Annotated in this window: 25 protein-coding genes; 16 read left to right on the forward strand and 9 right to left on the reverse strand. The window is 61.1% G+C overall.

Annotated elements, in window-relative coordinates; translation table 11 throughout:
• Nucleotides 1–14 precede the first annotated feature (14 nt).
• The 3 genes from YUU_RS0137155 to YUU_RS0137165 all read left to right on the forward strand — a co-directional run bounded on the left by YUU_RS0137155 (nt 15) and on the right by YUU_RS0137165 (nt 4,956).
• Entirely contained in the window at nt 15–2,801 is a 2,787-nt protein-coding gene (locus YUU_RS0137155; protein ID WP_084801723.1) for a winged helix-turn-helix domain-containing protein, read from the forward strand.
• 468 nt (nt 2,802–3,269) lie between these two features.
• Complete coding sequence (locus YUU_RS0137160; protein WP_371260548.1) at nt 3,270–4,226, forward strand: helix-turn-helix transcriptional regulator; 957 nt, start codon at nt 3,270–3,272, stop codon at nt 4,224–4,226.
• A 67-nt stretch (nt 4,227–4,293) separates the two neighbouring features.
• Nucleotides 4,294–4,956, forward strand: a complete 663-nt coding sequence (locus YUU_RS0137165) for an SDR family NAD(P)-dependent oxidoreductase (RefSeq protein WP_027526867.1) — start codon at nt 4,294–4,296, stop codon at nt 4,954–4,956.
• Nucleotides 4,957–5,066: 110 nt separating this feature from the next.
• Here the strand turns inward: YUU_RS0137165 and YUU_RS0137170 are convergent, their stop codons facing one another.
• Nucleotides 5,067–6,842: an adenylate/guanylate cyclase domain-containing protein gene (locus YUU_RS0137170; RefSeq protein ID WP_027526868.1), complete on the reverse strand. Its 1,776-nt coding sequence runs from the start codon at nt 6,840–6,842 to the stop codon at nt 5,067–5,069.
• A 385-nt stretch (nt 6,843–7,227) separates the two neighbouring features.
• On the opposite strand from YUU_RS0137170, the gene YUU_RS0137175 reads away from it, so the two are divergent.
• From YUU_RS0137175 to YUU_RS0137190, 4 genes are all read left to right on the forward strand, one after another.
• Nucleotides 7,228–8,178, forward strand: a complete 951-nt coding sequence (locus tag YUU_RS0137175) for an MBL fold metallo-hydrolase (RefSeq protein ID WP_027526869.1) — start codon at nt 7,228–7,230, stop codon at nt 8,176–8,178.
• A 70-nt stretch (nt 8,179–8,248) separates the two neighbouring features.
• Nucleotides 8,249–9,001: an SDR family oxidoreductase gene (locus YUU_RS0137180; protein WP_027526870.1), complete on the forward strand. Its 753-nt coding sequence runs from the start codon at nt 8,249–8,251 to the stop codon at nt 8,999–9,001.
• Nucleotides 9,002–9,067: 66 nt separating this feature from the next.
• A complete protein-coding gene (locus YUU_RS0137185; RefSeq protein ID WP_027526871.1) occupies nt 9,068–9,457 on the forward strand; it encodes a cupin domain-containing protein in 390 nt (129 codons plus the stop codon).
• Between the two features lie 203 nt (nt 9,458–9,660).
• On the forward strand, nt 9,661–10,173 hold the full coding sequence (locus YUU_RS0137190) for a hypothetical protein (protein WP_027526872.1): 513 nt from the start codon (nt 9,661–9,663) through the stop codon (nt 10,171–10,173).
• 253 nt (nt 10,174–10,426) lie between these two features.
• Here the strand turns inward: YUU_RS0137190 and YUU_RS59255 are convergent, their stop codons facing one another.
• The 6 genes from YUU_RS59255 to YUU_RS0137220 all read right to left on the reverse strand — a co-directional run bounded on the left by YUU_RS59255 (nt 10,427) and on the right by YUU_RS0137220 (nt 13,488).
• The gene (locus YUU_RS59255; protein ID WP_156944721.1) at nt 10,427–10,861 is read right to left on the reverse strand and encodes a hypothetical protein; all 435 of its coding nucleotides are present in this window, start codon (nt 10,859–10,861) and stop codon (nt 10,427–10,429) included.
• A gap of 43 nt (nt 10,862–10,904) precedes the next feature.
• Nucleotides 10,905–11,822 (reverse strand): 4-hydroxy-tetrahydrodipicolinate synthase, encoded by a 918-nt coding sequence (gene dapA / locus YUU_RS0137200; protein ID WP_027526873.1) that lies wholly within the window; start codon nt 11,820–11,822, stop codon nt 10,905–10,907.
• Between the two features lie 11 nt (nt 11,823–11,833).
• A complete protein-coding gene (locus tag YUU_RS0137205; RefSeq protein ID WP_051390094.1) occupies nt 11,834–12,283 on the reverse strand; it encodes a hypothetical protein in 450 nt (149 codons plus the stop codon).
• A gap of 27 nt (nt 12,284–12,310) precedes the next feature.
• Complete coding sequence (locus YUU_RS0137210; RefSeq protein WP_027526875.1) at nt 12,311–12,565, reverse strand: hypothetical protein; 255 nt, start codon at nt 12,563–12,565, stop codon at nt 12,311–12,313.
• Between the two features lie 198 nt (nt 12,566–12,763).
• Nucleotides 12,764–12,976: a hypothetical protein gene (locus YUU_RS0137215; protein WP_245288215.1), complete on the reverse strand. Its 213-nt coding sequence runs from the start codon at nt 12,974–12,976 to the stop codon at nt 12,764–12,766.
• A 98-nt stretch (nt 12,977–13,074) separates the two neighbouring features.
• Nucleotides 13,075–13,488: a hypothetical protein gene (locus YUU_RS0137220; protein WP_035664417.1), complete on the reverse strand. Its 414-nt coding sequence runs from the start codon at nt 13,486–13,488 to the stop codon at nt 13,075–13,077.
• Between the two features lie 229 nt (nt 13,489–13,717).
• Here YUU_RS0137220 and YUU_RS62905 point away from each other — a divergent pair, with 229 nt between their 5' ends.
• The 3 genes from YUU_RS62905 (at nt 13,718) to dinB (ending at nt 16,095) form a co-directional block, all read left to right on the forward strand.
• Nucleotides 13,718–13,999: a helix-turn-helix domain-containing protein gene (locus tag YUU_RS62905; RefSeq protein WP_084801724.1), complete on the forward strand. Its 282-nt coding sequence runs from the start codon at nt 13,718–13,720 to the stop codon at nt 13,997–13,999.
• 19 nt (nt 14,000–14,018) lie between these two features.
• Nucleotides 14,019–14,297, forward strand: a complete 279-nt coding sequence (locus YUU_RS62910) for a hypothetical protein (RefSeq protein WP_371260549.1) — start codon at nt 14,019–14,021, stop codon at nt 14,295–14,297.
• Between the two features lie 550 nt (nt 14,298–14,847).
• Nucleotides 14,848–16,095 carry a DNA polymerase IV gene (dinB, locus tag YUU_RS0137225; RefSeq protein WP_027526878.1) on the forward strand — a complete coding sequence of 416 codons (1,248 nt, stop codon included), beginning with the start codon at nt 14,848–14,850 and terminating at the stop codon, nt 16,093–16,095.
• A 46-nt stretch (nt 16,096–16,141) separates the two neighbouring features.
• Here dinB and YUU_RS0137230 read toward each other — a convergent pair whose 3' ends face one another.
• A complete protein-coding gene (locus tag YUU_RS0137230; protein ID WP_256375325.1) occupies nt 16,142–16,630 on the reverse strand; it encodes a GAF domain-containing protein in 489 nt (162 codons plus the stop codon).
• Nucleotides 16,631–16,742: 112 nt separating this feature from the next.
• Nucleotides 16,743–17,255 (reverse strand): helix-turn-helix domain-containing protein, encoded by a 513-nt coding sequence (locus YUU_RS0137235; protein WP_027526880.1) that lies wholly within the window; start codon nt 17,253–17,255, stop codon nt 16,743–16,745.
• Nucleotides 17,256–17,452: 197 nt separating this feature from the next.
• On the opposite strand from YUU_RS0137235, the gene YUU_RS0137240 reads away from it, so the two are divergent.
• Genes YUU_RS0137240 through YUU_RS0137265 form a run of 6 tightly spaced genes read left to right on the forward strand, consistent with a single transcriptional unit; the run spans nt 17,453 to nt 24,042 of the window.
• Nucleotides 17,453–18,091, forward strand: a complete 639-nt coding sequence (locus tag YUU_RS0137240; protein WP_027526881.1) for a 2-hydroxychromene-2-carboxylate isomerase — start codon at nt 17,453–17,455, stop codon at nt 18,089–18,091.
• 58 nt (nt 18,092–18,149) lie between these two features.
• The gene (locus tag YUU_RS0137245; protein WP_245288217.1) at nt 18,150–19,703 is read left to right on the forward strand and encodes a class I adenylate-forming enzyme family protein; all 1,554 of its coding nucleotides are present in this window, start codon (nt 18,150–18,152) and stop codon (nt 19,701–19,703) included.
• Between the two features lie 52 nt (nt 19,704–19,755).
• Nucleotides 19,756–20,493 (forward strand): SDR family oxidoreductase, encoded by a 738-nt coding sequence (locus YUU_RS0137250; protein WP_027526883.1) that lies wholly within the window; start codon nt 19,756–19,758, stop codon nt 20,491–20,493.
• Between the two features lie 11 nt (nt 20,494–20,504).
• Entirely contained in the window at nt 20,505–21,686 is a 1,182-nt protein-coding gene (locus YUU_RS0137255; RefSeq protein WP_027526884.1) for an acyl-CoA dehydrogenase family protein, read from the forward strand.
• Nucleotides 21,687–21,709: 23 nt separating this feature from the next.
• Nucleotides 21,710–22,840 carry an acyl-CoA dehydrogenase family protein gene (locus YUU_RS0137260; protein WP_027526885.1) on the forward strand — a complete coding sequence of 377 codons (1,131 nt, stop codon included), beginning with the start codon at nt 21,710–21,712 and terminating at the stop codon, nt 22,838–22,840.
• 17 nt (nt 22,841–22,857) lie between these two features.
• A complete protein-coding gene (locus YUU_RS0137265; RefSeq protein WP_027526886.1) occupies nt 22,858–24,042 on the forward strand; it encodes an acetyl-CoA C-acyltransferase in 1,185 nt (394 codons plus the stop codon).
• Nucleotides 24,043–24,060 lie beyond the last annotated feature (18 nt).

Consider the following 24,060-nt stretch of genomic DNA (forward strand, 5'->3'; position numbering starts at 1 on the left):
TCGCTCGCCGCGAGATGCGGTTGAACGGCGTTCCGACTGACCTTGGAAGTCGGGCGTTTGAAATTCTCGAGACGCTCGTCCAGTCGGCGGGCGAACTGATCGACAAGTATGATTTGATGAATCGTGTATGGCCGGGCGCAGCGGTTGAGGAAAATACGCTGCAAGCTCAAATCTCCGCCATACGCAAAGCGTTGGGTCCGGACAGGGGACTCCTGAAAACGATCGCGGGTCGCGGCTACCGATTGCTGGGAGATTGGGTCATTCAGCAGGAGGCCGTCACCGCGGTGGGCATGCCGGCTGCCGAACCAATTCAAAGCCATGTCACAAATCTCACGGCCCCAACCAATGCATTGATCGGCAGAGCGGCTGCCGAGATCCAGCTATCGGAGCTACTTTCGACCTATCGAATGGTCACCATGACGGGACCGGGAGGTATCGGAAAGAGTGTCCTCGCGCATGCGGTTGCGCGCAGTCTGCTCGCGACTTTCGGAGGCGATGGTTTGCTCGTGGAACTGGCCTCGCTATCGGACCCTGCGATGGTGCCGCTCGTGGTCGCGGCGGTTCTAGGCCTCAAGCAACGTGGCGACGAGGTATCCATCGAAACGATCACGCGTGAAATTGGTACAAAGAAACTTCTGCTTGTGCTGGATAATTGCGAGCATCTCATCGAAGGGGCTGCGCGGCTGGCGGAGGCGCTCGTACGTTCCTGTCCATATACAACGATACTGGCGACGAGCCGTGAGGTACTGCGCATCGATGGCGAGTACGTCTATCGCGTTCCTCCACTCGATATTCCGGGACAAGAGAGAGGTGGAGATCGCGATGTGCTCGGATACAGCGCAGCGCAGCTCCTGGTGGCGAGGACAAAGGCATTGAATGCCGACTTCTCGCCGAGCGCGGAAAACCTTCAACTAGTCGCGTCGATTTCGCGTCAGCTCGATGGCATCCCACTTGCCATCGAATTCGCGGCGGCCCGCATCGCAACGCTTGGATTGCAGCAGGTCGCGGCGCGCCTGCACGATCGCTTCAATCTCCTGACCAGCGGCTTTCGAACCGCTTTGCCGCGGCATCAGACCCTGCTTGCGACCCTCGACTGGAGTTATGAGTTGCTTTCGGAGACCGAGGCCCGGGTGCTGCGCCACCTCGCGGTCTTCAATGGCAATTTTTCCCTCGATGCTGCTGCCGCGGTGACGGCAGATATGGACGCGACGGCCGCAGACATGTTGGCAGGGCTGGTCGTTAAGTCGCTCGTCGCCGCCGACTTTCAAGCCGGGGACGATCACTATCGTCTCCTAGACACGACGCGCGCCTACGCGCTCGAGAAACTGCGGGCTGCGGGCGAGTATCAGGAAGCCGCACGTCGTCATGCGGAATATTTCCGGGCTGCCCTCCTTCAGGCCGAAGCTGAGAGTAATCCCTTGCCGCAAGCCGATTGGCAGAAGCGCTACGGCCGATATCTCGGCAATGTCCGTGCCGGCCTTGACTGGGCATTCTCTGCGGACGGCGATTTGCAGGTCGGCGCTGCGTTGACTGCCGCTGCAGTACCGTTATGGGTCCACCTGTCGCTGTTCGGCGAATGTCGCGAGCGCACCGAATTGGCGCTCGCGCGACTGGATGATGGCGCTACGGGCTCAACACGCCTGCGCATGCAGCTCTCGGCGGCGCTAGGCTGGTCGCTGACCTACAGCCAGGGACGTGCGAGAGAGACGGGTCCGGCACTGGCGATCACCCTCGAATTGGCGGAACGGCTCGACGACAAAGACTATCGCCTGCGTGCGCTGTGGGGCCTGTGTGTCGATCAGTTCAACAATGGCGAATTTCTCAAGGCGCTCGAATTCGCTCAGCGCTTCACCAGGGCGGCAGAGGAGTCGGCCGATCCGACCGACTCGATGCTGGGCGATCGCCTTCTCGCCGTGTCGCTGCACTTTCTCGGAAACCAGAAGGATGCCCGCAACCACATCGATCGAGTGGATGCGTCTCTCGATCGCCTGGTAGGAAGGCCCAGGATTTTCCCTCTCGATCTTCGCATCTCGACGCAATATTTCCGTGCCCGCATCCTGTGGCTGCAGGGTTTTGCGGGTCAGGCGCTACGGCTTGTCGAGCGCAACATCGAGGAGGGGCGCGCGAACGGCCACGCCTTGACTTTCTGTAGTGTGCTGGGACAGGCCGCGTGCCCGATCGCTTTTTGGGCCGGCGATCTCGACGCGGCGGAGCACTACGGTGACGTGCTGTTCGAGCACACCGAACGCCACGCGATACGACTATGGCGGCTTTGGGCTGGTTGTTTCAGGGGGATGGTCATGGCGAAGCGGGGTAACGTCGACGCCGGACTGGCGCTCTTGCGTAGTGAAATCGGTCGCGCGGGTGACGCCAGGCTCCTGCCGCGCTTCCTGCTTCCGCTGGGCGAACTCGCGGTCTGTCTCGGTGAAGCAAATGAAATCGATAACGGACTTGCAGCGGTCGATGAAGCCTTGGAGCGCTGCAAAGCCAGGCACGAAGAGTGGTACGTCCCGGAGTTATTGCGCATCAAAGGCGAACTGATGCTGAAGGGGTCACCACACCGATCCGCCTCGTCAGCAGAAGCATACTTCTTCGACGCGCTCCATCTGGCAAGGCAGCAGGGCGCGCTCTTCTGGGAGTTGCGAAATGCAGTTAGCCTCGCGCGTCTCTGGGCGGCACAGGACAGGAAGGCCGAGGCGAGGCAAATCATTGCGCAGGTATGCGAGACGCGCGGAGACAGCCTCCAGATTGCCGACGCTCGCGAGGCAAGAGCGCTGCTTGATGGACTTGATGCCAAGTAGTGATCGGGCAACTCGTCGGGTTCGAGGTTTTCCGCCAAGCCTCGGCAAAACTCCGTTCGACATGGATCGGCTGCGCCGCTGAGCCAGACGCACGCGTTCGCGGTGAGGCGCTTCGAAGGGAATCGGAGATCGCCAGCTCTTTGGAGGAAAGCGGACTCTCGGCCGGACCCACAAGCTGGCATTCTCAGATCACGGGACTGATAGCGCTCTCAAAAGAGAGTCAGCGTTGTTGTCCATCCGCAACAGCGTCACGCAGCAAGAGCCTTTGTAGCACCGGCAACTCGTTTCGATAGCAGCAAGCCGCGACCGTTCGCCGCACTCGATTTCGGTTGGACAGGGGCGTGTGATGGCGGCTTGAGCATGATCAGGCAAAGCACCGCCGTTTTGGGAAAGACGTCGAACCTGTTGAGCGGCTAGAACGCGCGCCGAACGCTCAACGAAATGCCCCTCAACGGCGAGGACAGGTCCATGAGCAGCAAGCCAGTCTTGCGCGATCGTTCGCAGAACAATCACCCAGACAAATCCCGGCCACAGCAGCGCGATATGCCGATCGGCGACTGTCCTCATGCCGATGCGGAAATGACACGCGTGCTCAAGACGGCGCCACTGCGCATGGCTTCAGACCCCTCCAGCGGCGTGATCACCTTCTGGAGGCACGATCCCTTGCACGACGTCGTCCGGCCCATGGCCGACCACGTCATCATGACGTTCCCCGCCGAGCCAGTGCGGTTCGAGCGCCGCGACGGGAACGTGTTCGTGCACGGAATGACGCGTCCCGGGACCGTGACGGTTATTCCGGCCGGTTCAACCTCACGATGGGACATCTACCAGCCTTTGAGTGTCCTTCAGCTCTATCTTCCGCAGGCAACGCTCAATCGCGTCGCCCACGAAGCCAGTACAACCGCCCCCGGCGAACTTGTGGAGCGAACTGCGCATCCCGACCCCATTACATCCCGCCTGCTCCTGAGCGCGGCCGACGCCCTGGAAGGCTGCGCTGCACTGGACACGCTGTTCAGACACCAACTGACGGATCTTCTGGCTACGCGCCTGCTCACGGCGTATGGCGGCTCACCCGCAACGATCCAGCCGGTCATGGGCGGGTTGTCGCCCAAGGTGCTGGGTCGCGCCATCGAACGCCTGCGTTCGGACAGCGATGCGGACCTATCGCTTGCCGCGCTGGCTTCGGATGCAGGCCTGTCGCGCTTCCACTTCTGCCGCGCTTTCAAGGAAAGCACCGGGCTGTCGCCGCATGCCTGGCTGCGCCAGCACCGGCTCGAGCAAGCCATGAACATGCTGCGTGACACCGACGTGTCGGTCGTCTCGGTCGCAGCGGCGCTCGGTTATTCCTCCCAGACCGCCTTCGCCGCAGCGTTCAGAAAGCTGACCGGTGAAACGCCGAGCGACTGGCGAAGACGCATGCGGTGAACACCTTCTGCGCCGACGCTGGCCTGGCGAATGCCAAATGCGAGGTGCTTACAAAAAGGAACGGGAGATGAAAACATTTCTCAGCATCGGTGCGGGCCCGGGAATGGGCTTCGCGACCGCCGAACGCTTTGCCAGAGAGGGTTTCCAAGTGTTTTTGGCCGCTCGGAACGTCTCCAAGGCGCAAGAGCTGGCCGAAAGGCTAGTAAAGAAAGGTTACAGGGCCAACGCTCGCAAAGCGGACGCAGGCGATCCGAAGAGCGTCGCTGAACTGATCGCTGAGGTTCAGAAGCAGCACGGCTCAATCGACGTCTTGCACTACAATGCCGCATCCGCGCGCAAGGCGACCCTCTCTGAACAGTCGCGCGACAGCTTCAACAGTGATCTTGCCGTGAACATCGGAGGGGCGCTTGTCGCCGCTCAGGCGGTCGCCCCGAAGATGGAGGATCAGAGGTCCGGTGCGATCCTGTTGACGGGAGGTGGCTTCGCGCTCGCTCCCAGCCCGGACTATCTCTCAGTCAGCATCGGCAAGGCCGGGATTCGTGCTTTGGCTCGCGGACTTTTTGAATCGTTCCGAGAAAAGGGAATTCACGTCGCGACGGTGACCGTCTGTACCTTTGTTTCCCCAGACTCGAAGGAGGCCTCATCGGTGGCCGAACAGTTCTGGCAGCTGTACAGCCAGCCGAAGGACTCCTGGACCGTCGAAGCGAGCTACCCCCCTCCGAGCGCATGACAGGAAGGTGATTTCAGGTGTTGCGACATCACCACCGTGGGGCCTGCAGGCAAAAAGGGCCAACACATCGCGACGTAGGATCACGCGAGGAGCGGTCGCACAGGCCGGGATCATGCGGGCAACCCCGCGTTCCGGAGGCCCTCCAAAACAAGCGTCGAGTTTGTTTGGCCGCCCCGGGCGATCCAAGCGGAGATCGTGAAGTCGGGGTCGACTTCGAGCAAATGCGCCGCCGCCTCGCGAGCTTCAGCGTCACGTCCGAGATGGGCTAAAGCGGACGCGAGGCAACAGTGAGCCCCCGAAAAGGAGGGGCACTGACGAAGGGCTTTCTTCCCTGCGGCGATAGCCTCGTCAAAGCGACGGAGCTCAATCAAGGCCTGCCCCATACCAGCAAGCATCAGGTGCAGCCGCGGGTCTACAGGGCTCATGCGAATGGCCCGTTCAAAGCTGGGAATCGCTTCCTCGGGCAACCCTGCAATTCTATAGACTTGGCCTCTGCAGCTCCATGCCACAAATGAATTTGGGTTGAGCGCAACCGCCCGGTCAGCCATTTCAATTTCACTTTCAAGATCGCCGACAAAGTAGGCCGATGTCACCGCAGCCACTGCCACCGAATCCGGATCACCATCGTTGATGCTCAATGCCAACCGAAGAAGCCGAATTGCTTCCTCCCTGTCGAATTGAGGATCGACCGCATAGCCTAGAAGGACATTTTGCATGTGACCGGCACCTGCGAGGGCTGCGGCCAGGCTGCACCCAGGGTCCAGCTCCAAAGCGCGATGAGCCAATCTTATCGCCTCCGCCAACCCTTCACGGGTCGTCAGGTAGAATTGCGACATCGCTCGCAGATAAAAATCATAGGCGGTGAGGTTCTCCGGTCGTCGCCGCGCCGCCATTGCAATTTCTGTCTGTAGCAATTTTGGCTGAATGGCCGAGACAACCGCGACGGTGACTTCGTCCTGCAGAGCGAAAACGTCAGTGAGATCACGCTCGAACCTGTCTGCCCATAGGTGCGCGCCCGTCACAGCGTCAATCAACTGGCCGGTGATGCGAACCTTCCCTGCCGCCTTGCGTACCGACCCCTCAAGGGTGTAGCGCACGCCGAGCCTGCGTCCGACCTCCTTTATGTCGACGGCTTGGCTCTTGAATGTAAAGCTCGAATTGCGGGCGATTACGAACAACCATTTGAAACGCGACAGCGCTGTGATGATTTCCTCAACCATCCCATCGGCGAAATACTCCTGCTCGGGATCGCCGGACATGTTCTCGAACGGAAGCACCGCAACGGAAGGCCTGTCGGGCAGCGGAGGCGCGATCTCAGCCTCGACAGCACGCGCTGGAGCCGCGTCACTCGTTTCAATCGGTGCACCCACCTGATAGGCCCTGATTGGCTCTTGAATGTTCTTTACCTGTTGAACGCCGAGGTCCGTAAAGGTGATCGGCAGGACCTTGCGTACCTGATCGTACGTCGTGCCTGAGATGCACGCGCCTCCAGGCTTTGCAATGGACTGCAAACGAGCGGCAATGTTTACACCCTCCCCGAACAAGTCGCCGGCCCTGACCATTACGTCCCCGATATGTACTCCAATGCGGAAGCTGATGCGGCGATCCGGCGCGAGATTGGCGTTCGCTTCAGCCAAGGCGGTCTGCACCTCCACCGCGCATTGCACCGCCTCTAAGGCACTTCCAAATTCAGCAAGAACGCTATCGCCCGCCGTGTTCGCTATGCGGCCCCTGTAGTCCACAATGAGCTTATCGAGGATCGCTCGTCGCTCAGTGAGCCCCTTGAGTGTGCCGACCTCATCGACACCCATGAGCCGGCTGTAGCCCTCCACGTCTGCCGCGAGGACAGCTACCAGCCTTCGGGTGACGTCCGTAAGGTCTGACATATTAGACCCCAATGCCACCTGTAGGGGCCAGTCTGAGGTGGCGAACGCACTTCCGTCAAGCGGCCGTGGTGATCCAAGCGTGCGACATATGCTTGCCCTCGGTCGGTGCGGTGCGCCTCACAGACAGTCCCCTCGGTCCCAACCGGACGGCATGTCCGCTTGCCCGATTGGCGGGGGCGCATGCGTTAGCAGCAATCGCTCTATAGTGACGGCAATCGCTCTGGCGTAGTCGCGGGTCAAGTTCGATAGGTCATCACGCTGACACACCGGCTATGAGCGTGTCGCCGGTCTCTGGACACCTCACACGCATTGACCGCGCTTCCCACGCGGGAAGCGCGGCCCGCCTAAGATCAAGCGCGAAGATCGAACGCATGAGTTCTCAAAGGTGAATGAGATGATCCGCAACACTCAGGAGGAGATACACATGAGCCTGGACTACACCTCGAACTCCGTTAGACCGAGGCTCGACGAGTTGGTTCCGTCGCGCTACGCGCTGCAGATCGGCAACATCGACGTGCTGGTGGTCAGCGATGGCGTATTAATGCTGCCAGGCGCGATGTTGGCCCACAACGCCGACCCGGCTACCCGGGCGGCCTGGCTAAAGGACAATTTCCTCCCGCCGGACGCGTTGGATTGGGCGCTGAACGTGGTCGTGGTGCGCAGCGGGGGCCGGACCATCCTCGTCGACGCCGGGATGGGGGTGGAGTTCCCAGTGCCGAAGGCCGGACAGTTGGTCCACCGATTGGAGGCCGCCGGCATCGATCTTGCGTCCGTGACGGACGTGGTGCTGACCCACATGCACATGGACCATGTTGGCGGGCTGCTCGTCGACGGGGTGAAGGAGCGGCTGCGTCCGGATCTTCGGATCCATGTGGCCGCCGCCGAGGTCAAGTTCTGGGAATCGCCCGATTTTTCCCGCGTCTCCATGCCGCCGGGTTTCCCGGACGCGCTTCGGAAGACGGCCAAGCGGTTCTTGAACGAATACGGCAGCAAGTTTCACACGTTCGAGACGGAGTACGAGGTGGCGCCGGGGGTCGTCGTCTGTCGCACTGGCGGCCACACCCCCGGGCACAGCGTGGTCCGCCTGGCGTCCGGCGGCGACCGGCTGACATTCGCCGGCGACCTCGTGTTCGCGGTCGGATTCGAACACCCCGATTGGTACAACGGCTTCGAACATGACCCCGAGGAGGCGGCCCGCGTTCGTACCAGTCTTTTGCGAGAACTGGCGGCGAACCGCGAACTGCTGGTGGCCACGCATATGCCGTTCCCGTCCGTCGGCCATGTCGCGGTCGCTGGCAACGCCTTTCGTTGGGTACCGGCCATCTGGGAGTACTGACCGCTTGCTGGGTAGGGCCGGACTACCAACTCAGAAGCCAAGCGCATCTAACGACAATGGAGAATCAAACATGAAGATCGTCGTGATCGGCGGCACCGGCCTGATCGGCTCGAAGACCGTCGCCATTCTGCGCCAGGGTGGCCACGAGGTCGTGGCTGCCTCGCCTCAAAGCGGTGTCAACACCATCACCGGCGAGGGGCTCAAGCAGGCCATAGCAGGCACACAGGTGGTGATCGACCTCGCCAATTCGCCCTCATTCGAAGACAAGGCGGTGCTGGAGTTCTTCTCGACCTCTGGCCGTAACCTGCTCGCAGCAGAATCCGCAGCGGGCGTCAGGCACCATGTCGCACTATCGATCGTCGCAACCGACCGGACAGACAATGGCTATTTCCGCGCCAAGGTCGCCCAGGAGAATCTGATCAAGTCATCCGGCGTCCCATACACGATTGTCCGCGCAACCCAGTTCATGGAATTTCTCCGCGGCATCGCCGATTCAAGTTCGGATGGAAACAAGGTGAGGCTCCCGCCGATCCTGTTCCAGCCGATCGCGGCGGACGACGTTGCTGCCAATGTTGCCGACGTGGCACTCGCGCCGCCGCGAAGCGGTATCGTGGAGATCGCCGGCCCGGAGCGAGCTCCGTTCAACGAAATCATTGCCCGCTACCTGAAGGCGGTTGGCGACCCGCGCGAGGTCGCGAGCGATCCCGAGGCCCGATACTGGGGCGGCCGGGTCGACGAGCACTCGCTAGTGCCATTGGGCGAGGCGCGCCTCGGCCGCATCGGTTTGGATGAATGGGTCCGCCGCTCACAGGCAGCAGCCTGATCCCGCATCGCAAGTAGGCCCGCTCTGCTACGAGGGGGCCTCGGGCGAGGAACGAAAGAGGCGACTATGACAAACAAACTCGTTGCGTTGATTCTGCTGTGCTTCATGACCGGCACTACGGTGGCTGAGGAGGCTAAGGTCACGCCACTCATGTCCAAGGATCTTCCGGAAAGCCCCGGCAGGGAAGCCCTGATGATCACGGTCGAGCATGCGCCCGGCGGATCAAGCGCTGTTCACCGACACAATGCCCACGCGTTTGTTTACGTGCTGGAGGGCTCCGTCGTGATGCAAGTGAAGGGTGGACAACCGGTGACATTGACACCAGGACAGAGCTTCTATGAAGGCCCTGGCGACGTTCACGTCGTCGACCGGAACGCAAGCGACACAAAGCCGGCGAAATTCTTGGTGGTCTTGATCAAGGACAAGGGCGCGCCGGCGCTCGTGCCCGCACAATAGTTGTTACAACCCAAGCACCAAGCTGGCTGCAAATTGCGCTATTCAAGGGATCGACCCTATGACCACAGTCACCACCAAAGATTGCGTCAAAGGTCTTCTACATGACTGGGGGCGGAGCCCGCCGAACCCATTGTTTCTCATCACGGCTGGCCGCTGAGTTTCGATAACTGGGAGGACCGTATGATCTTGTTCGGAGATGTATCATGATATTGGGTGTGAGCTTGGCGACGTTCACGATGGTTCACGTGATCATCAGCCTGATTGCAATCGTGGCAGGCCTGGTCGTGATGTTCGGAATGCTCTGCTCGAAGCGGATGCCGGGTTTGACTGCGATCTTCCTAGGATTCACTATCCTGACGAGCGCTTCGGGGTTTCTGATCCCACCGCTGCTGTTCGAGAGGCTGTTGCCGTCCCATATGATAGGCATTCTCTCGCTGGTTCTGCTGGCGATCGCCTGCTTTGCGCTTTACGGCATGAAGCTCGCCGGCGCCTGGCGCTGGATCTACGCGCTAACTGCTCTAGTCTCGCTCTACCTCAATGTATTCGTGCTGGTGATCCAGTCCTTCCTGAAAGTGCCGGCACTGCATGCGCTGGCGCCAAGCGTGCCCCCAGCCGAGCTACCGTTCGCCATCGTACAGGGCATCGTGTTGGTATTCTTCGTCGTCGTGATCATCGGCGTGATCCGGCGGTACTGGCCGACGCCGGCGTACGCTTGACATAGCGAGCGGCACGCCCTGGGAGCCGTCGTCGACCGTCTCTTTCTTAGCCCACCGGGTCGCCGCAAGGCGACGGCGCAGGTCGACGAGATCGACTTCGGGAATATTCACGCAGAACGAACGGATCTCGTCGTTCGTTGCGGCCGGCGCCGGGCGTATCGCAAACATGTTGACGACGCCTGCAGCGGCAAGTCCCGTGGCCGCGCCGGCGAGCAGCTTGCGCCTCTCATGATCGATAGTCTCAGAGGTCGCGCTACGCAGCTCGCGGACAGTCTGGTGGTGATGACATATCTGGAGGGCAGCTCAAAGCGTAGACCTTCCATGACGGCAATTCCCCCGAGCAGATTGTCATTCCGTGTCTTGCATGATGCTGAGCCTTGATCCCAACGGCCGCGCCGAATGCTCGTTTCAAGGTCGGATGGTCGATTTGTGCATGAAAGCGGCGCAGGACCGTGTCAGCATCCGCTGACGCTCCGAGGATAGCCAAGCTCAGCTCCACGCTGGTTCGCCGAAAGAAGCGGAAGGAAGCGGCGCCACGCTGGTTTGCAGCGAGCCGATCAGCTTCTCCGGCGATGGCAAGGACATTCAGCCTGTCGGCCTCCTCCAGCGTAATGGCAAGACGCAGAAGCGCCAGTTGCCACGCATGCAGCAGCTTGCTCTGTCGGTCGGACCCTTGCCCCGAGCTCACGGTGAGCCTCGACCGCACGCGACCTTGGCAACGCAGGCAGACATCACGCCTCAGCAGTCTCGATCTGATCTTCGTCGGCGATCACGGTGAGCGCTCTGGCAAGCTCTGCCTTGGCGGGCTCGTCCAACTCCACGATCGGCAGCCGGGTGTAAGGCTCCATCAAGCCGAGCAGGCTCAGCGCATATTTGAGGGCGGCAGGGCGTTCTCTGGACAGGCAGAACTCCAGCGACACAAGCCGCGTCTGCAGGTAATTCGCAGCTTGCAGCCGGCCCTGCCGACAGGTTGAGAAGATCGTCCGGCACAGATCCGGCGCGATATTCGATAGCTGGGAGATCGCGCCGTGTCCACCGCTCGCGACGAAGCTGAAGGCGGTTGGGTCGTCACCGGACAACAGGCGGAAGCCGGGAGGCAAAGCGCAACTCAAACGCATCAGGCGAGCGATGTCGCCGCTGCCATCTCTCAAGCCTGCGAATTGCCGGGATTCGGCAAGGCGCACGATGGTCTCGTCGGCGAGGGGACGAAGGGTGCGGGACGGTACGTCATGCAGGATGATGGGTAGCCCGGTTGAACTTGCGACGGCCCGGAAATGGGCGCGAATCCCTTCCTGCATAGGCTTGTTGTAGTAGGGCACAACCGAAAGCACAGCATCGGCGCCCGCTGCCTCTGCGCGCCGGGTCAGCTCGATAGCGCGGCTGGTCGCGTTCGAGCCGGCGCCGGCGATGATCCGCGTGCGGCCGCGTGCGACGTCAACAGCGGTGCGTATGATCAGTGCCTGCTCTGCCGGCGACAGCGTCGAGGCTTCGCCGGCGTCCTCGCAGACGACGAGCGCCGGAGCGCCGGCTGCAATCTGTCGCTCGCACTGCACGGCGACGGCTTCGATATCGACCAGCCCTGCGGCGTTGAACGGGGTCGGCAGGTCGGGGATGTAGCCGGTGAGCCAGGCAGAGCGAGGGACAAGCATGGTCATGGGCCTCACGCCGCGTGTTCCATCTGAAAAAAGCCCTGCCGGTGCCCGGACAGCACCAGTCCCTGCTGGCATCTCACGCCCGCCTCGATCCGGAAGCCGAGCTGCTCGAGCGACTTGCGAATCTTGAGCGCAAGGCCGCTTTCGCGCGATTTGATGAGGACGGCGATCGTCGCGGCGACGCCCAGAGACGGGGCGATCTGGGCCAGTGACAGTTCGAACTCCGCCAGTGAGGTCTCAACGTTGATGAGGCCGACCGCGCACCTCCCGTTGCGCAGGCGAAACATCGAGGGCAGTGCGATCCGGACAAGGCCGCGCCGGCGCAAAGCGAGATACAATTCGGTGCTGCCCTGGCCAGCGACGATCGCGCGATTGAGGTTCGAGAGGTGCGTGAGCGTGATCATGGTTTCGATGACCTGGTCGCGCTCTGAGGGGGACGAATGAAGCTGGAGCATCATCAGCGTACTCCTTGGCGAGATGTTCTGTCAGGCGACGCGTCGATCGTTGCCGGTTTGCGGCTGCCGGCTCATGTCGAGCTCGATCTCGCGCGGCAGCTCGACGATCGTGTCAAGACGCTGCCCATTCTCGAACAGCGCATATTTGAGAGCTTGCGCGCGGCTGACGAACAGTCCGCCATAGAGACCGTTCTGTTCCTGGGCGACCCACTGGCCACGACGGTTCCTGCCGACGAAGACAACGACCGAGGGAGAACTGCACGACGGAGGTTCGATGAGTTTCACGTTGATATTCCTTCTGATCGATACAATCGGCGACTCGCTGACTGCAGTCATTTCGGCTGGCCGAATGTTGAGAGAATTTCCTGCAGGGCGGGTTGCGTAGACTTGCCCGCCTAATAATATCCTTCGTTGGAATATGAATTCGAGATCTGGCGATTGGCGATCTCATAAGAGCCGCATAAAATCTGGATGAACTGCCGCTCAAGCTGCAGCTATTGAATTGAAGATGATGGCGAGCGCGAGCAGCGCGCCGTACGCTGCCGCCTCGTCCCAATGGTTCAGGGTTGAATCGAACACCGGCTCGCGCCGAATGATACCAATGAGCGAGCAAAGGATGATCGCCATCCACAAGAGCGCAGTGAGGCTCTGGCTGAAACCGATGCTACCGAATGTGGCAAATCCGACGAGAAGCATTACGCGGACGCAGAATCGGACAAGTACCCGGCTTGAGCTCAGCGTTCGCGGTACATTCGGAAATTGCGCCAAAGTTTGAAGCTCCTCGCTGCTGCGGCCTACCTGAAGTTATCGCGGCAAATCGGCTTGCACGGATCATCCGCCGCCTGCCGTACCAAAGGAACACGCGAGGCGGCTCCCGCACCAAGCAGCGCAAGGGCCAAATGTGCATGCCGCGCCTCGATCGGGTCGTCCAGCCAGTCGGTCAATTCGCGCTGGTGTGACAGTGCGCAGTGCCAATCGCCTGAGTCGTAGGCGATCCGTCGGATCTGCCACAGCGGCGGTTCCAGATCTATCAGCGCCAGCGCGACAGCGGTCCAGGCTCGCGCTTCGATCAGCTCCGCGATACGCGCCGTTTTGGTGGTCTTTCCACCGGGGAGGAAGCGCCGATAGGCGCGAACGATGAGTTCTGCGATGAACTTCGGCGTTACCGCATTTGCATTCCCGAGCGCCGGTAAGGGCGACGGGATCAAGGTCGGACGCAAATCTCATGGCGTTCCCTCGCACGGCTGATGTGCGCCGCGATGAGCGGTCGCTCCTTTCAGCGTGGCGAGAACGGCATTTGAAATCGAGGAGGGCGGAAAGGCCGAAATATAGAGATGGCATAAATGGCATCCGGAAGAGCTCGCCGCGTCGTTTTTTTTCGGCCGCCGTCGGGACTGCTGTGCGCTTTAGTCAGGCGCATGCAATAGCGCTCATCAGTTGAAGCAGCGGCTCTCGCGATGGCTTCTACTTGCACGCGATGCTCTTCAATCTGACGACGTCCCGCTCACCCATCAGGTGTTGTCCCAGCTTCTCGGAGTTCGCCGTGCGGGAGTGACAGATTGCCTGGTTCTACTCAGGAGGGAGGGGCTCATCGAAATGAAACGGGCCCACATCCTCATCCGGGATGCATCCAGATTGGCACAGATCTCTTGTCCTTGCTGGCGCTTGATCAAACGGGAGTACGAGCTCCAACTTGGCGCTGGCGTCTTCTGTGCATAGATCCAATTGGAAAACTAGAATGCGACTTAGCCAACGGTACTACTTTCACGTCTTGTGCAACGCAAGAACAGTAGAAGACGAAACAGGCACGGTGTTGTCAGACACTGAGTCTGCCCGAATTCATGCGACAGTGATCGCTGCCGAACTCGCGTACAAAGGGGACAAATATCGGGACTGTGAGGTCTGCGCAGTTGATGACGATGGCAATGAGATCGCCCGAAGAAGCGTCATCCTTGGAAGAGCCTTTAGGAGGCGACGACAAGGTGCCTTGCCCTCGTCTGCGGTACGAAGCGCTTGAACCACCCCCTCAACGCGAGCAAACAATTGATCTCCTTGGTCCCGTCGCTTTAGCTCGCGCTCTACCACCGTTCGAATGAACGTGCTGGTGCGGCTCTTGTCTAGGATATCCTCGACAACGCTCTCGCCGTCGCTCTCCCGCATGCATATTATAGTTGATTGCGTTCCGACATCGCTTGCCCCGTCTTCTGAAGCCCAGCCTATGGCAAAGCTCGAAATACAGAAAGGTTCGATGCCGTAAGATTACGGATTTATGACGGCCATCATCGAAGTTCTAGTGCACTGGAATGCTTTCGTTCGCGGTTGCCACGCGTGGGAGCTGCATCCGGCCGAGCGCTTGCGGCATGGCGCATCCGCCTTCTTCTGTTTACGCGGCGATATCTTCGCGCTAACCGCAGAAAGACTTCGGCCGTCACTCCAACGCAGAAAACGGCCTGATGAGGTGCGTCGTGACGCGGCTGCAAGGTGCAAGTCGATGAGGTCTCGGCTTGACACCTGGTGGCGATGTTCTCATTATGTTCTTGGAGAACTTCTTCGGGCGAACGGGTCGGATGGCAAGGACAGCAACCATCCTCCACGCGGATCTAGATGCGTTCTACGCCTCGGTCGAGCAGTTGCTCGTTCCTTCATTGCGCGGCAAACCCATCGCGGTCGGCGGTGGGGTTGTGCTTGCGGCTTCTTATGAAGCGAGGGCTTTCGGGGTCCGCGGCGGCATGCCTGGACGGCAAGCGCGCGTGCTCTGTCCGCAGCTCACTTTTGTCAGCGGACATTTCAAGGAGTACCAACGACTGGGTGATGCTGCGATCAAGGTGATTGGCGATTTCACGCCCCTCGTCGAGCGGATCTCCATTGACGAGGCCTTTGCCGACGTAGCTGGCTGCACCCATCTCTTCGGTTTGCCCGCTGAAATTGCAACGGCAATTCGCCAGCGCGTGCGTACCGAGCTTGGTCTTCCGATCTCAGTGGGTGTCGCTCGCACCAAGCATCTGGCGAAAATTGCCTCGCAAGTTGCAAAGCCCGACGGGCTGGTGGTTGTCGATCCCGAAACCGAGCTGGAGTTCCTTCACCACCTGCCGGTCGAACTGATGTGGGGGGTAGGCCCAGTAACGAAGGCGCGGCTGGCCGAGATCGGTGTGCTGACGATCGGGCAGCTGGCAAAGACACCGGGATGGTCGCTCGAGCGGTTGCTCGGTCCCGCGGCAGGGGAAAAGCTAGCGGCGTTGGCGTGGAATCGCGATCCGCGGGAAATCAGGACTTATCGCCGGGCCCGATCGGCGGGAGCGCAATCGGCGATTGGCGGCAAGCCGGCCGATGCGCGAATTATTCGATCCACCCTGCTTCACCTCGCGGACCGCATCGCAACGCGGCTCCGGGCAAAGTCCAGGCCCGGTCGAACCGTAGCGGTGCGCGTTCGCTTCGCCGATCTGAACTCGGTCACGCGCTCGGTAACGCTCGATGCGCCGATCTCAGCGACCGTGATCCTCGCTGAACTCGCAGAGGAACTGGTGTCCGCGATCCTCGCGGATCACCCGCACGAGAAGACCATTTCGCTCTTGGCGATCTCTGTGTCGCATCTCGAGGAGCACTGGGATCTCGAGCTGGAGCTTCCTCTTGGACTTCAGGACGAAGCGCGCCGGCCCGGCACCAGGATCGGCATGGCACGTTGGGCGGCTGACTGCGCCGTCGACAAGATCCGCGATCGCTTCGGTTGGGATGCAATCGGATACGGCTTGGCGGCGCTGGGTGTTTCTCGTTCCGTGCCCGACGAGTTTCGCAAACTCGCCGAAAGGGGCCTCTGACGTTAACCGGCCGCGTTGTGGAGCGTAAGGTCTTAGCCTAGGCAAATCACGTGCGTCGAAAGATGCGTTCAGGCCCGCACCACTTTTCTTTCAGAGAACACCGCAACGAAATCGCAACGAATTGGGTGAAACGATCGTGAACAAAACGGGACGGAAACGCTCGGCGCGGCCACAGCAGCGGCGAGCGCTTCTCTGACCTCCTGCAAATCTGGAGGTTTCGATCCAGGAAATGCAGCGCCGCAACGACGTTGTTGCTCGCCGCCGCAATCGGCTGATTGACCTCATGTGTGATGGAGGCGCTGAGTTCCTCCATCGTTACGACGCGGTTCGTGTGCGCCAGCTGCATCTGCAGCTCGCACAGCTCCCGCTCGCGGCGGGTGATCTCCAGAGCAATGGCAGCCTCCGCGGCGAAGTCCGTGACCAGCTCAATCTCGTTCTCCGTAAAGGGCACCGTGCGCCGCCGCCCAACACCAAGCGTTCCTGTTAGCTCGTCGTTTCTGAGCATCGGCACGATGAGGGCTGTCCTACAGGTCACCCCCGGGAGAACGGTTCAAGATCGCATACCTTCGGCGCAGACTATGGGCGCCTATTCGATGCTTGAAATTGTCGCCGATCTCGGCAATGGCGTGCTTTTGAGCTCCAGGGATCTAGCCCAGCCGAACGGTTCTCCTGGCGGACGCGTGCGTCTTCGCATGTACCGGCGACGATTGTCGCGCTCCAGGACCAGGATGCACGTGGACTGCCTTTGCCGTCAGCGGCTCTCCGCATTCCGAGCAGACCATCACGGGATCGAACATCTTTCCGCAGTTCTTGTGCTCATGCAGCATCGGCCTTCCGCGCGCGTCGACCATGTGGATGTTACCCCAGTGCACGATCGACATGATGATCGGATAAAGGTCGAGGCCTTTCTGAGTCAGGATGTATTCGTAACGCTCCGGCGACTCCTGGTAGGGAATCCGCCGAAGCACGCCAAAGCGCACCAGCTTCTTCAGCCTGTCGGCGAGAAGATGCCGGGTAATTCCTAGCGACGCCTGAAATTCATCGAACCTGCGGATGCGCAGAAAGCATTCGCGCAGGATGAGCAGGGTCCAGCGGTCGCCGATCACTGCGACGGTACGGGCGACCGAACACGGTTCGTCCTCGAGCGCATCCCATTTCATCAATATCTCCAATGGTCTGCAAGCGAATTAGTCCGTTAAATTCTAAATCAGAACTGATCACATTTCAATGATCTACTGAAATTTTAGAGCTCGTCGTCCAAAGCGAGATTGACAGTTCTAAAAGAGAACTTTATCAACGGGCACGATCAAATGCAGGTGACACGCGATCGCCGCACATCGAAAGGGAGGCGCATGCCATGGCTGCTCCGCTGAAGGTCGAATTCCATTTCGATTTTGGTAGCCCTAACGCCTATCTCGCCGAACTGGCGCTGCCAGAGATCGAGCGGAGGACCGGTGTGAAGTTCGACTACGTTCCCGTGTTGCTCGGCGGCGTCTATAAGGCGACTGGCAACATGTCGCCCGCCCAGTCACTCCACGGCATCAAGAACAAGCCTGAATACAACGCGCTGGAAACCGAGCGTTTTCTGCGGCGCCACAACGTCACGAAATTCAAGTCGAACCCGTTCTTCCCGGTGAACACGCTGACGCTGATGCGCGGCGTTGTCGCGGCCCAATTCGAGGGAATGTTCGAGCCCTATTTCCGCGCCGCCTATCACCACATGTGGGGCGAGCCCAAGAAGATGGACGATCCGCAGGTGTTCCGTGAGGCGTTCCTGTCCTCTGGCCTCGATATCGACCGCATCATCGCGCGCGCACAACAGGACGACGTCAAGAGAAAGCTGATCGAGAACACCAGCGACGCCGTGGCTCGCGGCTCGTTCGGATCGCCGACCTTCTACGTCGGAAGCGAGATTTTCTTTGGAAAGGACAAATTGCGCGAGGTGGAGGACGAGATCGTCGCGCAGCTGGCTACGGGACGGCGCAAGACCGCCTGATCCCGAACCGCACGCAAGACAAGAATCAGGCCCCAAGGGCCGTTGCAGGGAGGTTTCAGTGGTGGCTTCGACGCAGACGGCGGCAGAACATCTGGAAGGTTTGCCAAACCGGATCCACGAGGTGATCGACCGGTATGTCGATGCGACACCGGATCGGCTCGCGCTGATCGATGACAAGGCAAAATTGACGTATCGGGAGCTGGATCGAAGCACGGGCGGTGTCGCGAAGGCACTGCAGGAGCTCGGTATCCGCGCCGGCGACCGCGTGATGATTGTCAGCGAAAACTCCATTTCGCTCGCCTGTCTGCTGCTCGCCGCAAGCCGGCTCGATGCCTGGGCGATCGTCGTCAATCCGCGGCTGTCGCCACGCGAGATTGACCAGATCAGGGATCACAGCGGCGCTCGTCGGGCCTTCTTTACCTCCGATGTGTCGCAGGAAGCAGCCGACCACGCCGTGCGGTATGGTGCGTCCGTGCAAAACGTTGGTTCGCTCCGCGGTATCGGCGTGACCGCGCTGAACGAGGAGACTTCGGCGGAGCCGGTCGAGACCGAAGGCTCGCACCAGGTTGCGGTTCTCATCTACACGTCGGGGACGACGGGCACGCCCAAGGGCGTGATGCTGACTCACCGCAATCTCCTGTTCAGCGCCAGGGGCACCGCGGGCTGGCGGAAGATGACATCGGCCGACGTACAATATTGCGTGCTGCCGATCTCGCACATCGTTGGCATTTCGCTGCTCACCATGACTTTGATGTTCGGCGGCACAGTGCGCCTGGTCGCAAAGTATGATCCGGCCGCCCTCGTGAAGGCGATGGCGGAGGAGGGCATTACCATCCTCAATGGGGTGCCCGCGACCTACCAGCGTCTGCTCGAATACCGGCGCAACGCAGGCCTGCCAAAGTTCGATCGCGGCGCGCTTCGCCTGATCGCGGTGGCGGGCGCGCCGCTCGATCTGGAGCTCAAATCTCGTGTCGAGCAGGAACTCGGCCTGCCACTCCTTAACGGCTATGGCATCACCGAGTGCTCGCCGGGCATTTCCGGGGTCCGGCCCGATAACCCGAGGACCGACCACGCAGTAGGAACGGTTCTTCCAGGACTTGAAGCGAAGCTTGTCGCCCGGAGCGGCAAGACCGTTGCCGACGGCGAGGTCGGTGAGCTCCATGTCCGTGGCCCGAATGTGATGCGCGGCTACTACCGCGCTCCTGACCTGACTGCGAAGGCGATCGATGCCGACGGTTGGTTTAACACCGGTGATCTTGCGCGCTTCGAGGGCGACTGCCTCTACATCGTCGGCCGGACCAAGGAGATGATCATCCGCTCGGGATTCAACGTCTACCCGGCCGAGATAGAGGCAGTGTTGAGCACGCACGATGCGGTGGTGCAGTGCGCCGTGGTCGGGCGGCCAGTCGAGGGCAATGAAGAGGTCGTGGCCTTCGTGCAGCTGATCAAGGGCTCAAAGGCTACCGAGCAGGACCTGATGGCTCACGTCGCCCCGCAGTTAACCTCCTACAAGCGTCCCTCGGAAATCATCCTACTGGATGCGCTTCCGGCGACCTCGACGGGGAAGATCCTGAAGCACAAGCTGGCGGAGTCGCTGCGCGGCCAGCATTAGCGCGAGGCAGCATTCGAGAAGAGTTCAGTCAAACCAGAGGCCGGAGGAAACCATGCAGAAGAGAAATGCGACAGTCGCTGTCATCGGTGCCGGCGATTACATCGGCGGCGAGATCGCCAAGAAGTTCGCCTCCGAAGGCTTTACGATCTTCGCCGGCCGCCGCAATGGCGACAAGCTCGCGCCGCTGGTCAAGGAGGTCGAGGCTGCCGGCGGCGAGATCCACGCGCGCTCGCTCGACGCGCGCAAGGAGGAGGAGATCATCTCCTTCCTCAACGATGCCGACAAGTACGCGCCGCTCGAGGTCTGCATCTTCAACATCGGCGCCAACGTCAACTTCCCGATCCTGGAGACTACCGAGCGTGTGTTCCGGAAAGTCTGGGAAATGGCCTGCTATTCCGGCTTCCTGGCCGGACGCGAGGCCGCGCGGCTGATGCTGCCGCGCGGCGGCGGCAACATCTTCTTCACCGGTGCTACGGCGTCCTTGCGCGGCGGCAGCGGCTATGCCGCCTTCGCCAGCGCCAAGTTTGGCCTCCGCGCAGTAGCGCAGGCGATGGCGCGCGAGTTGGGGCCGAAGAACATCCACGTCGCGCATCTGATCATCGACTCCGGCGTCGATACCGAATGGGTGCGGCAGCGCCGCATCGAGGCGCTCGGTCCCGATGCGCTCGACAATCCCGATCTCCTGATGCCGCCGTCGTCGGTCGCGGCGTCCTACTGGCAGCTCTATCAGCAGCCTAGAAGTGCCTGGACTTTCGAGCTGGAAATCCGCCCCTTCGGCGAGAAGTGGTAGGAGCAGGTCCGATGGAGCTCGCGTTGTCACCGGAGGATGCGGCCTTCCGCGACGAGGTGCGCGCTTTCATCGCCGAGAATTATCCGGCGGAGATGCGCGTTCCGAATCCGGAGACCGATCTCTCGAAGGAGCAGATGCTGCTCTGGCATCGCATCCTGCACAGGAAGGGTTGGATCGCGCCGCTATGGCCGAAGGAATATGGCGGACCCGGCTGGTCGATCACGCGCCGCTTCATCTTCGAGCAGGAGACGACGCGCGCCGGCACGATGCCGCCATTGGCGTTCAGCGTCACCATGGTCGGCCCGGTCATCTATACATTCGGAAACGAGGCGCAGAAGAAGAAGTTTCTGCCGCGCATCCTCTCCGGTGAGGACTGGTGGTGCCAGGGCTATTCCGAGCCGGGCTCCGGCTCCGACCTCGCCACCGTCCGCACCAAGGCGGTGCGTGACGGCGACTACTACATCGTCAACGGCCACAAGACCTGGACCACGCTTGCCCAGCACGCCGATTGGATCTTTTGCCTGGTGCGGACTGATCCGGCCGCCAAGCCGCAGTCCGGCATTTCGTTCCTGCTGATCGACATGAAGTCGCCCGGGGTTACGGTCCGGCCGATCATCACCCTCGACGGCTCCCATGAAGTCAACGACGTTTTCCTGGAAGACGTCCGTGTTCCCGTCGAGAACCTGATCGGCGAGGAGAACAAGGGCTGGAGCTACGCGAAATTCCTGCTCGGCAATGAACGGACCAGCATGGCCGGGATCGGTCGCTCGACACGCTACATCGCGCGGCTGAAGCGTATCGTGAAGGCCGATATTCCGGAGGACGATCCGGCCCATCTCGAATTCATCAGGGATATCGCCCGCGTCGAGCTCGACGTGCTGGCGTTGGAAGCGACCGAACTTCGGGTCGTGGCGCAGATGGCGCGCGCCATCGATCCGGGGCCGGCAGCCTCGCTGTTCAAGATCCGCGGCACCGAGATCTTTCAGAATATCACTGAGCTGACCCACCGCGCGATCGGCAATTGCGGTCTGGCAATCCGCGAGCACCCGGTCAGCGCGAACCTTTTCATGCCCGGGCCGGACTACGGCCACACCGCGTCCGAGAAGTACCTGAACTCGCGCAAGCTCAGCATCTACGGGGGATCGAACGAGATCCAGCGCAACATCATCGCCAAAGCAGTGCTCGGTCTCTAGCAACAGCGCCACAAGAGGATCGGATGGATATCCAGTTCACGGAAGAGCAGGAATTGTTGGGATCGAGCGTCCAGCGGCTGCTGCGCGACCAGTATGATTTTGACGCGCGCCGCAAGATCGTCGCAAGCGAAGAAGGCGTTAGCCGCAAGCAATGGGCCGATTTCGCCGAGCTTGGCTTGTTCGCTGCGCCGTTCTCCGAGGACGTCGGCGGTCTCGGCGGTGGGCCGCTGTCGACCATGATCATCATGCAGGAGTTCGGCCGCCACCTCGTGGTCGAGCCGTTCGTGGAAACGGTCGTGCTTGCAGGCGGCCTCATCGAGCAGGCGGGATCCAAGGCACAGAAACAAGGCTTTATCCCCGACATCATCGCCGGGACGAAAATCTGGGCTCTGGCCTGGGCCGAAAAGGATTCGCGCTTCGATCTGGCGGCGGTGATGACCACCGCGCGACGCGACGGCGGCGACTACGTTCTGAGTGGCGAGAAAGCAGCCGTGATCGCGGCACCTTGGGCGGACTATCTCATCGTGTCCGCCCGGATATCCGGTCGCCGCGATGATCGAGGCGGCGTCAGCCTGTTCGTGGTCGATCGCCGCGCGGCCAACCTGCATCTGCAAAGCTTCAAGACCATCGACGGACGCCGCGCCGCTGAGGTCAGTTTGAACAATGTCCGCGGTCAGCTGCTTGGCAAGGAAGGCGAGGGCGTCGCCGCGCTGGAAGGCTGCCGTGATCGAGCCATCGGAGCACTCTGTGCCGAAGCCGTAGGCGCGATCGGGGAGCTGAATTCCGCCACCCTGGAATATTCAAAGACGCGGAAGCAGTTCGGAACCACGATCGGCTCGTTTCAGGTGCTGCAGCACCGGATGGTCGACATGTTCATCGCGCATCAGGAGGCGCTCTCGCTGATGCAGCACCTCAATCTCAGTCTCAGCACGGGCGAAGCGGGCGTCTCGCGGCTGGCGTCAGGCGCCAAATCTAAAATCGGCTATGCCGGCAGGTTCGTCGCAGACCAGGCTGTGCAGCTGCATGGTGGCATGGGCATGACCGACGAGCTCAATGTTGGCCACTACTTCAAGCGCATTTCCTCCATCAACATCCAGTTTGGCGATCCCGCCTATCATTTGCTGCGCTACGCGCGGCTCGACATAGCGGCATAAGCAGAGAGGCGAGCATGATAACTGATGCAGTAATCATTTCCACCGCGCGCACCGGCGTCGGCAAGGCCTATCGCGGCGCGCTCAATAACACCGACGGTCCGACCATGGCGGGCCATGTGATCGCGGAAGCGGTGAAGCGTGCCGGTATCGCGCCCGGCGAGGTCGAGGACGTGGTGATGGGCTGCGCCATGCAGCAGGGCACCATGGTGATGAATGTCGCGCGCAAGGGCGCGATCCGCGCGGGCCTCCCCGTCACGGTTGCGGGCACCACCATTGATCGGCAATGCGCCTCTGGCCTGCAGGCAATCGCGGTTGCCGCGCGCTCGGTGATGCTCGACGGCGTCGAGATCGCGATCGGCGGCGGCATCGAATCGATCAGTCTGGTGCAGAACGACCACATGAACAGATTCCACGCTGTCGACGAAGAGTTGATGGCGATGAAGCCGGAAATGTACATGTCGATGCTGGAGACCGCGGAAGTGGTCGCCGAGCGCTACGGGATCGGCCGGGATAAGCAGGACGAGTACAGCCTCGAATGCCAGCGCCGCGTCGGCGCCGCCCTGCAGGGCGGCCGCTTCAACGACGAGATCGTGCCGATCACCACCAAAATGGCCGTGGTTGACAAGGACAGCAAGGAGGTCAGCTATCAGCAGATCACGCTCGCCAAAGACGAGGGCCCACGCCCCGATACGACTGCCGAAGGCTTGGCCAAGATCAAGCCGGTGTTCGAAGGCAAGACGATCAGCGCCGGCAATGCCAGCCAGCTATCGGACGGCGCCTCGGCTTGCGTGATCATGAGCGACAAGATCGCGGCCAAGAAGGGCCTGAAGCCGCTCGGCATCTTCCGCGGCTTCGTCGCGGCCGGCGTCGAGCCGGACGAGATGGGCGTCGGCCCGGTCGCTGCGATCCCGCGGCTTCTGAAGCGCCACAATCTGAAGATCGACGACATCGATCTCTGGGAGCTCAACGAGGCCTATGCGGTGCAGGTGATCTATTGCCGCGACAAGCTCGGCATCGATCCGGACAAGCTCAATGTCAATGGCGGTTCGATCGCGATCGGTCATCCCTACGGCATGACCGGTTCGCGGCTCACCGGGCACCTCCTGATCGAGGGCCGGAGGCGCAAGGCGAAATACGGCGTGGTGACCATGTGCATCGGCGGCGGCATGGGCGCGGCCGGTCTGTTTGAAATCGTTCACTGATCCAAGGGCGGAGATCAC

The organism is Bradyrhizobium sp. Ec3.3 (assembly GCF_000472925.1).
Taxonomy (GTDB): Bacteria; Pseudomonadota; Alphaproteobacteria; order Rhizobiales; family Xanthobacteraceae; genus Bradyrhizobium.

What these genes read in the sequence shown, in the direction of transcription:
- YUU_RS0137250 (WP_027526883.1), top strand. Translation starts at nt 19,756, where the DNA reads ATGCAGAAGAGAAATGCGACAGTCGCTGTCATCGGTGCCGGCGATTAC.
- dinB (WP_027526878.1), top strand. Translation starts at nt 14,848, where the DNA reads ATGGCAAGGACAGCAACCATCCTCCACGCGGATCTAGATGCGTTCTAC.
- YUU_RS0137170 (WP_027526868.1), bottom strand. Translation starts at nt 6,842, where the DNA reads ATGTCAGACCTTACGGACGTCACCCGAAGGCTGGTAGCTGTCCTCGCG.
- YUU_RS0137180 (WP_027526870.1), top strand. Translation starts at nt 8,249, where the DNA reads ATGAAGATCGTCGTGATCGGCGGCACCGGCCTGATCGGCTCGAAGACC.
- YUU_RS0137190 (WP_027526872.1), top strand. Translation starts at nt 9,661, where the DNA reads ATGATATTGGGTGTGAGCTTGGCGACGTTCACGATGGTTCACGTGATC.
- YUU_RS0137165 (WP_027526867.1), top strand. Translation starts at nt 4,294, where the DNA reads ATGAAAACATTTCTCAGCATCGGTGCGGGCCCGGGAATGGGCTTCGCG.
- YUU_RS0137160 (WP_371260548.1), top strand. Translation starts at nt 3,270, where the DNA reads ATGAGCAGCAAGCCAGTCTTGCGCGATCGTTCGCAGAACAATCACCCA.
- dapA (WP_027526873.1), bottom strand. Translation starts at nt 11,822, where the DNA reads ATGCTTGTCCCTCGCTCTGCCTGGCTCACCGGCTACATCCCCGACCTG.
- YUU_RS0137155 (WP_084801723.1), top strand. Translation starts at nt 15, where the DNA reads ATGCGGTTGAACGGCGTTCCGACTGACCTTGGAAGTCGGGCGTTTGAA.
- YUU_RS0137215 (WP_245288215.1), bottom strand. Translation starts at nt 12,976, where the DNA reads ATGCTTCTCGTCGGATTTGCCACATTCGGTAGCATCGGTTTCAGCCAG.
- YUU_RS0137185 (WP_027526871.1), top strand. Translation starts at nt 9,068, where the DNA reads ATGACAAACAAACTCGTTGCGTTGATTCTGCTGTGCTTCATGACCGGC.
- YUU_RS62910 (WP_371260549.1), top strand. Translation starts at nt 14,019, where the DNA reads ATGCGACTTAGCCAACGGTACTACTTTCACGTCTTGTGCAACGCAAGA.
- YUU_RS0137255 (WP_027526884.1), top strand. Translation starts at nt 20,505, where the DNA reads ATGGAGCTCGCGTTGTCACCGGAGGATGCGGCCTTCCGCGACGAGGTG.
- YUU_RS0137235 (WP_027526880.1), bottom strand. Translation starts at nt 17,255, where the DNA reads ATGAAATGGGATGCGCTCGAGGACGAACCGTGTTCGGTCGCCCGTACC.
- YUU_RS0137240 (WP_027526881.1), top strand. Translation starts at nt 17,453, where the DNA reads ATGGCTGCTCCGCTGAAGGTCGAATTCCATTTCGATTTTGGTAGCCCT.
- YUU_RS0137260 (WP_027526885.1), top strand. Translation starts at nt 21,710, where the DNA reads ATGGATATCCAGTTCACGGAAGAGCAGGAATTGTTGGGATCGAGCGTC.
- YUU_RS0137205 (WP_051390094.1), bottom strand. Translation starts at nt 12,283, where the DNA reads ATGATGCTCCAGCTTCATTCGTCCCCCTCAGAGCGCGACCAGGTCATC.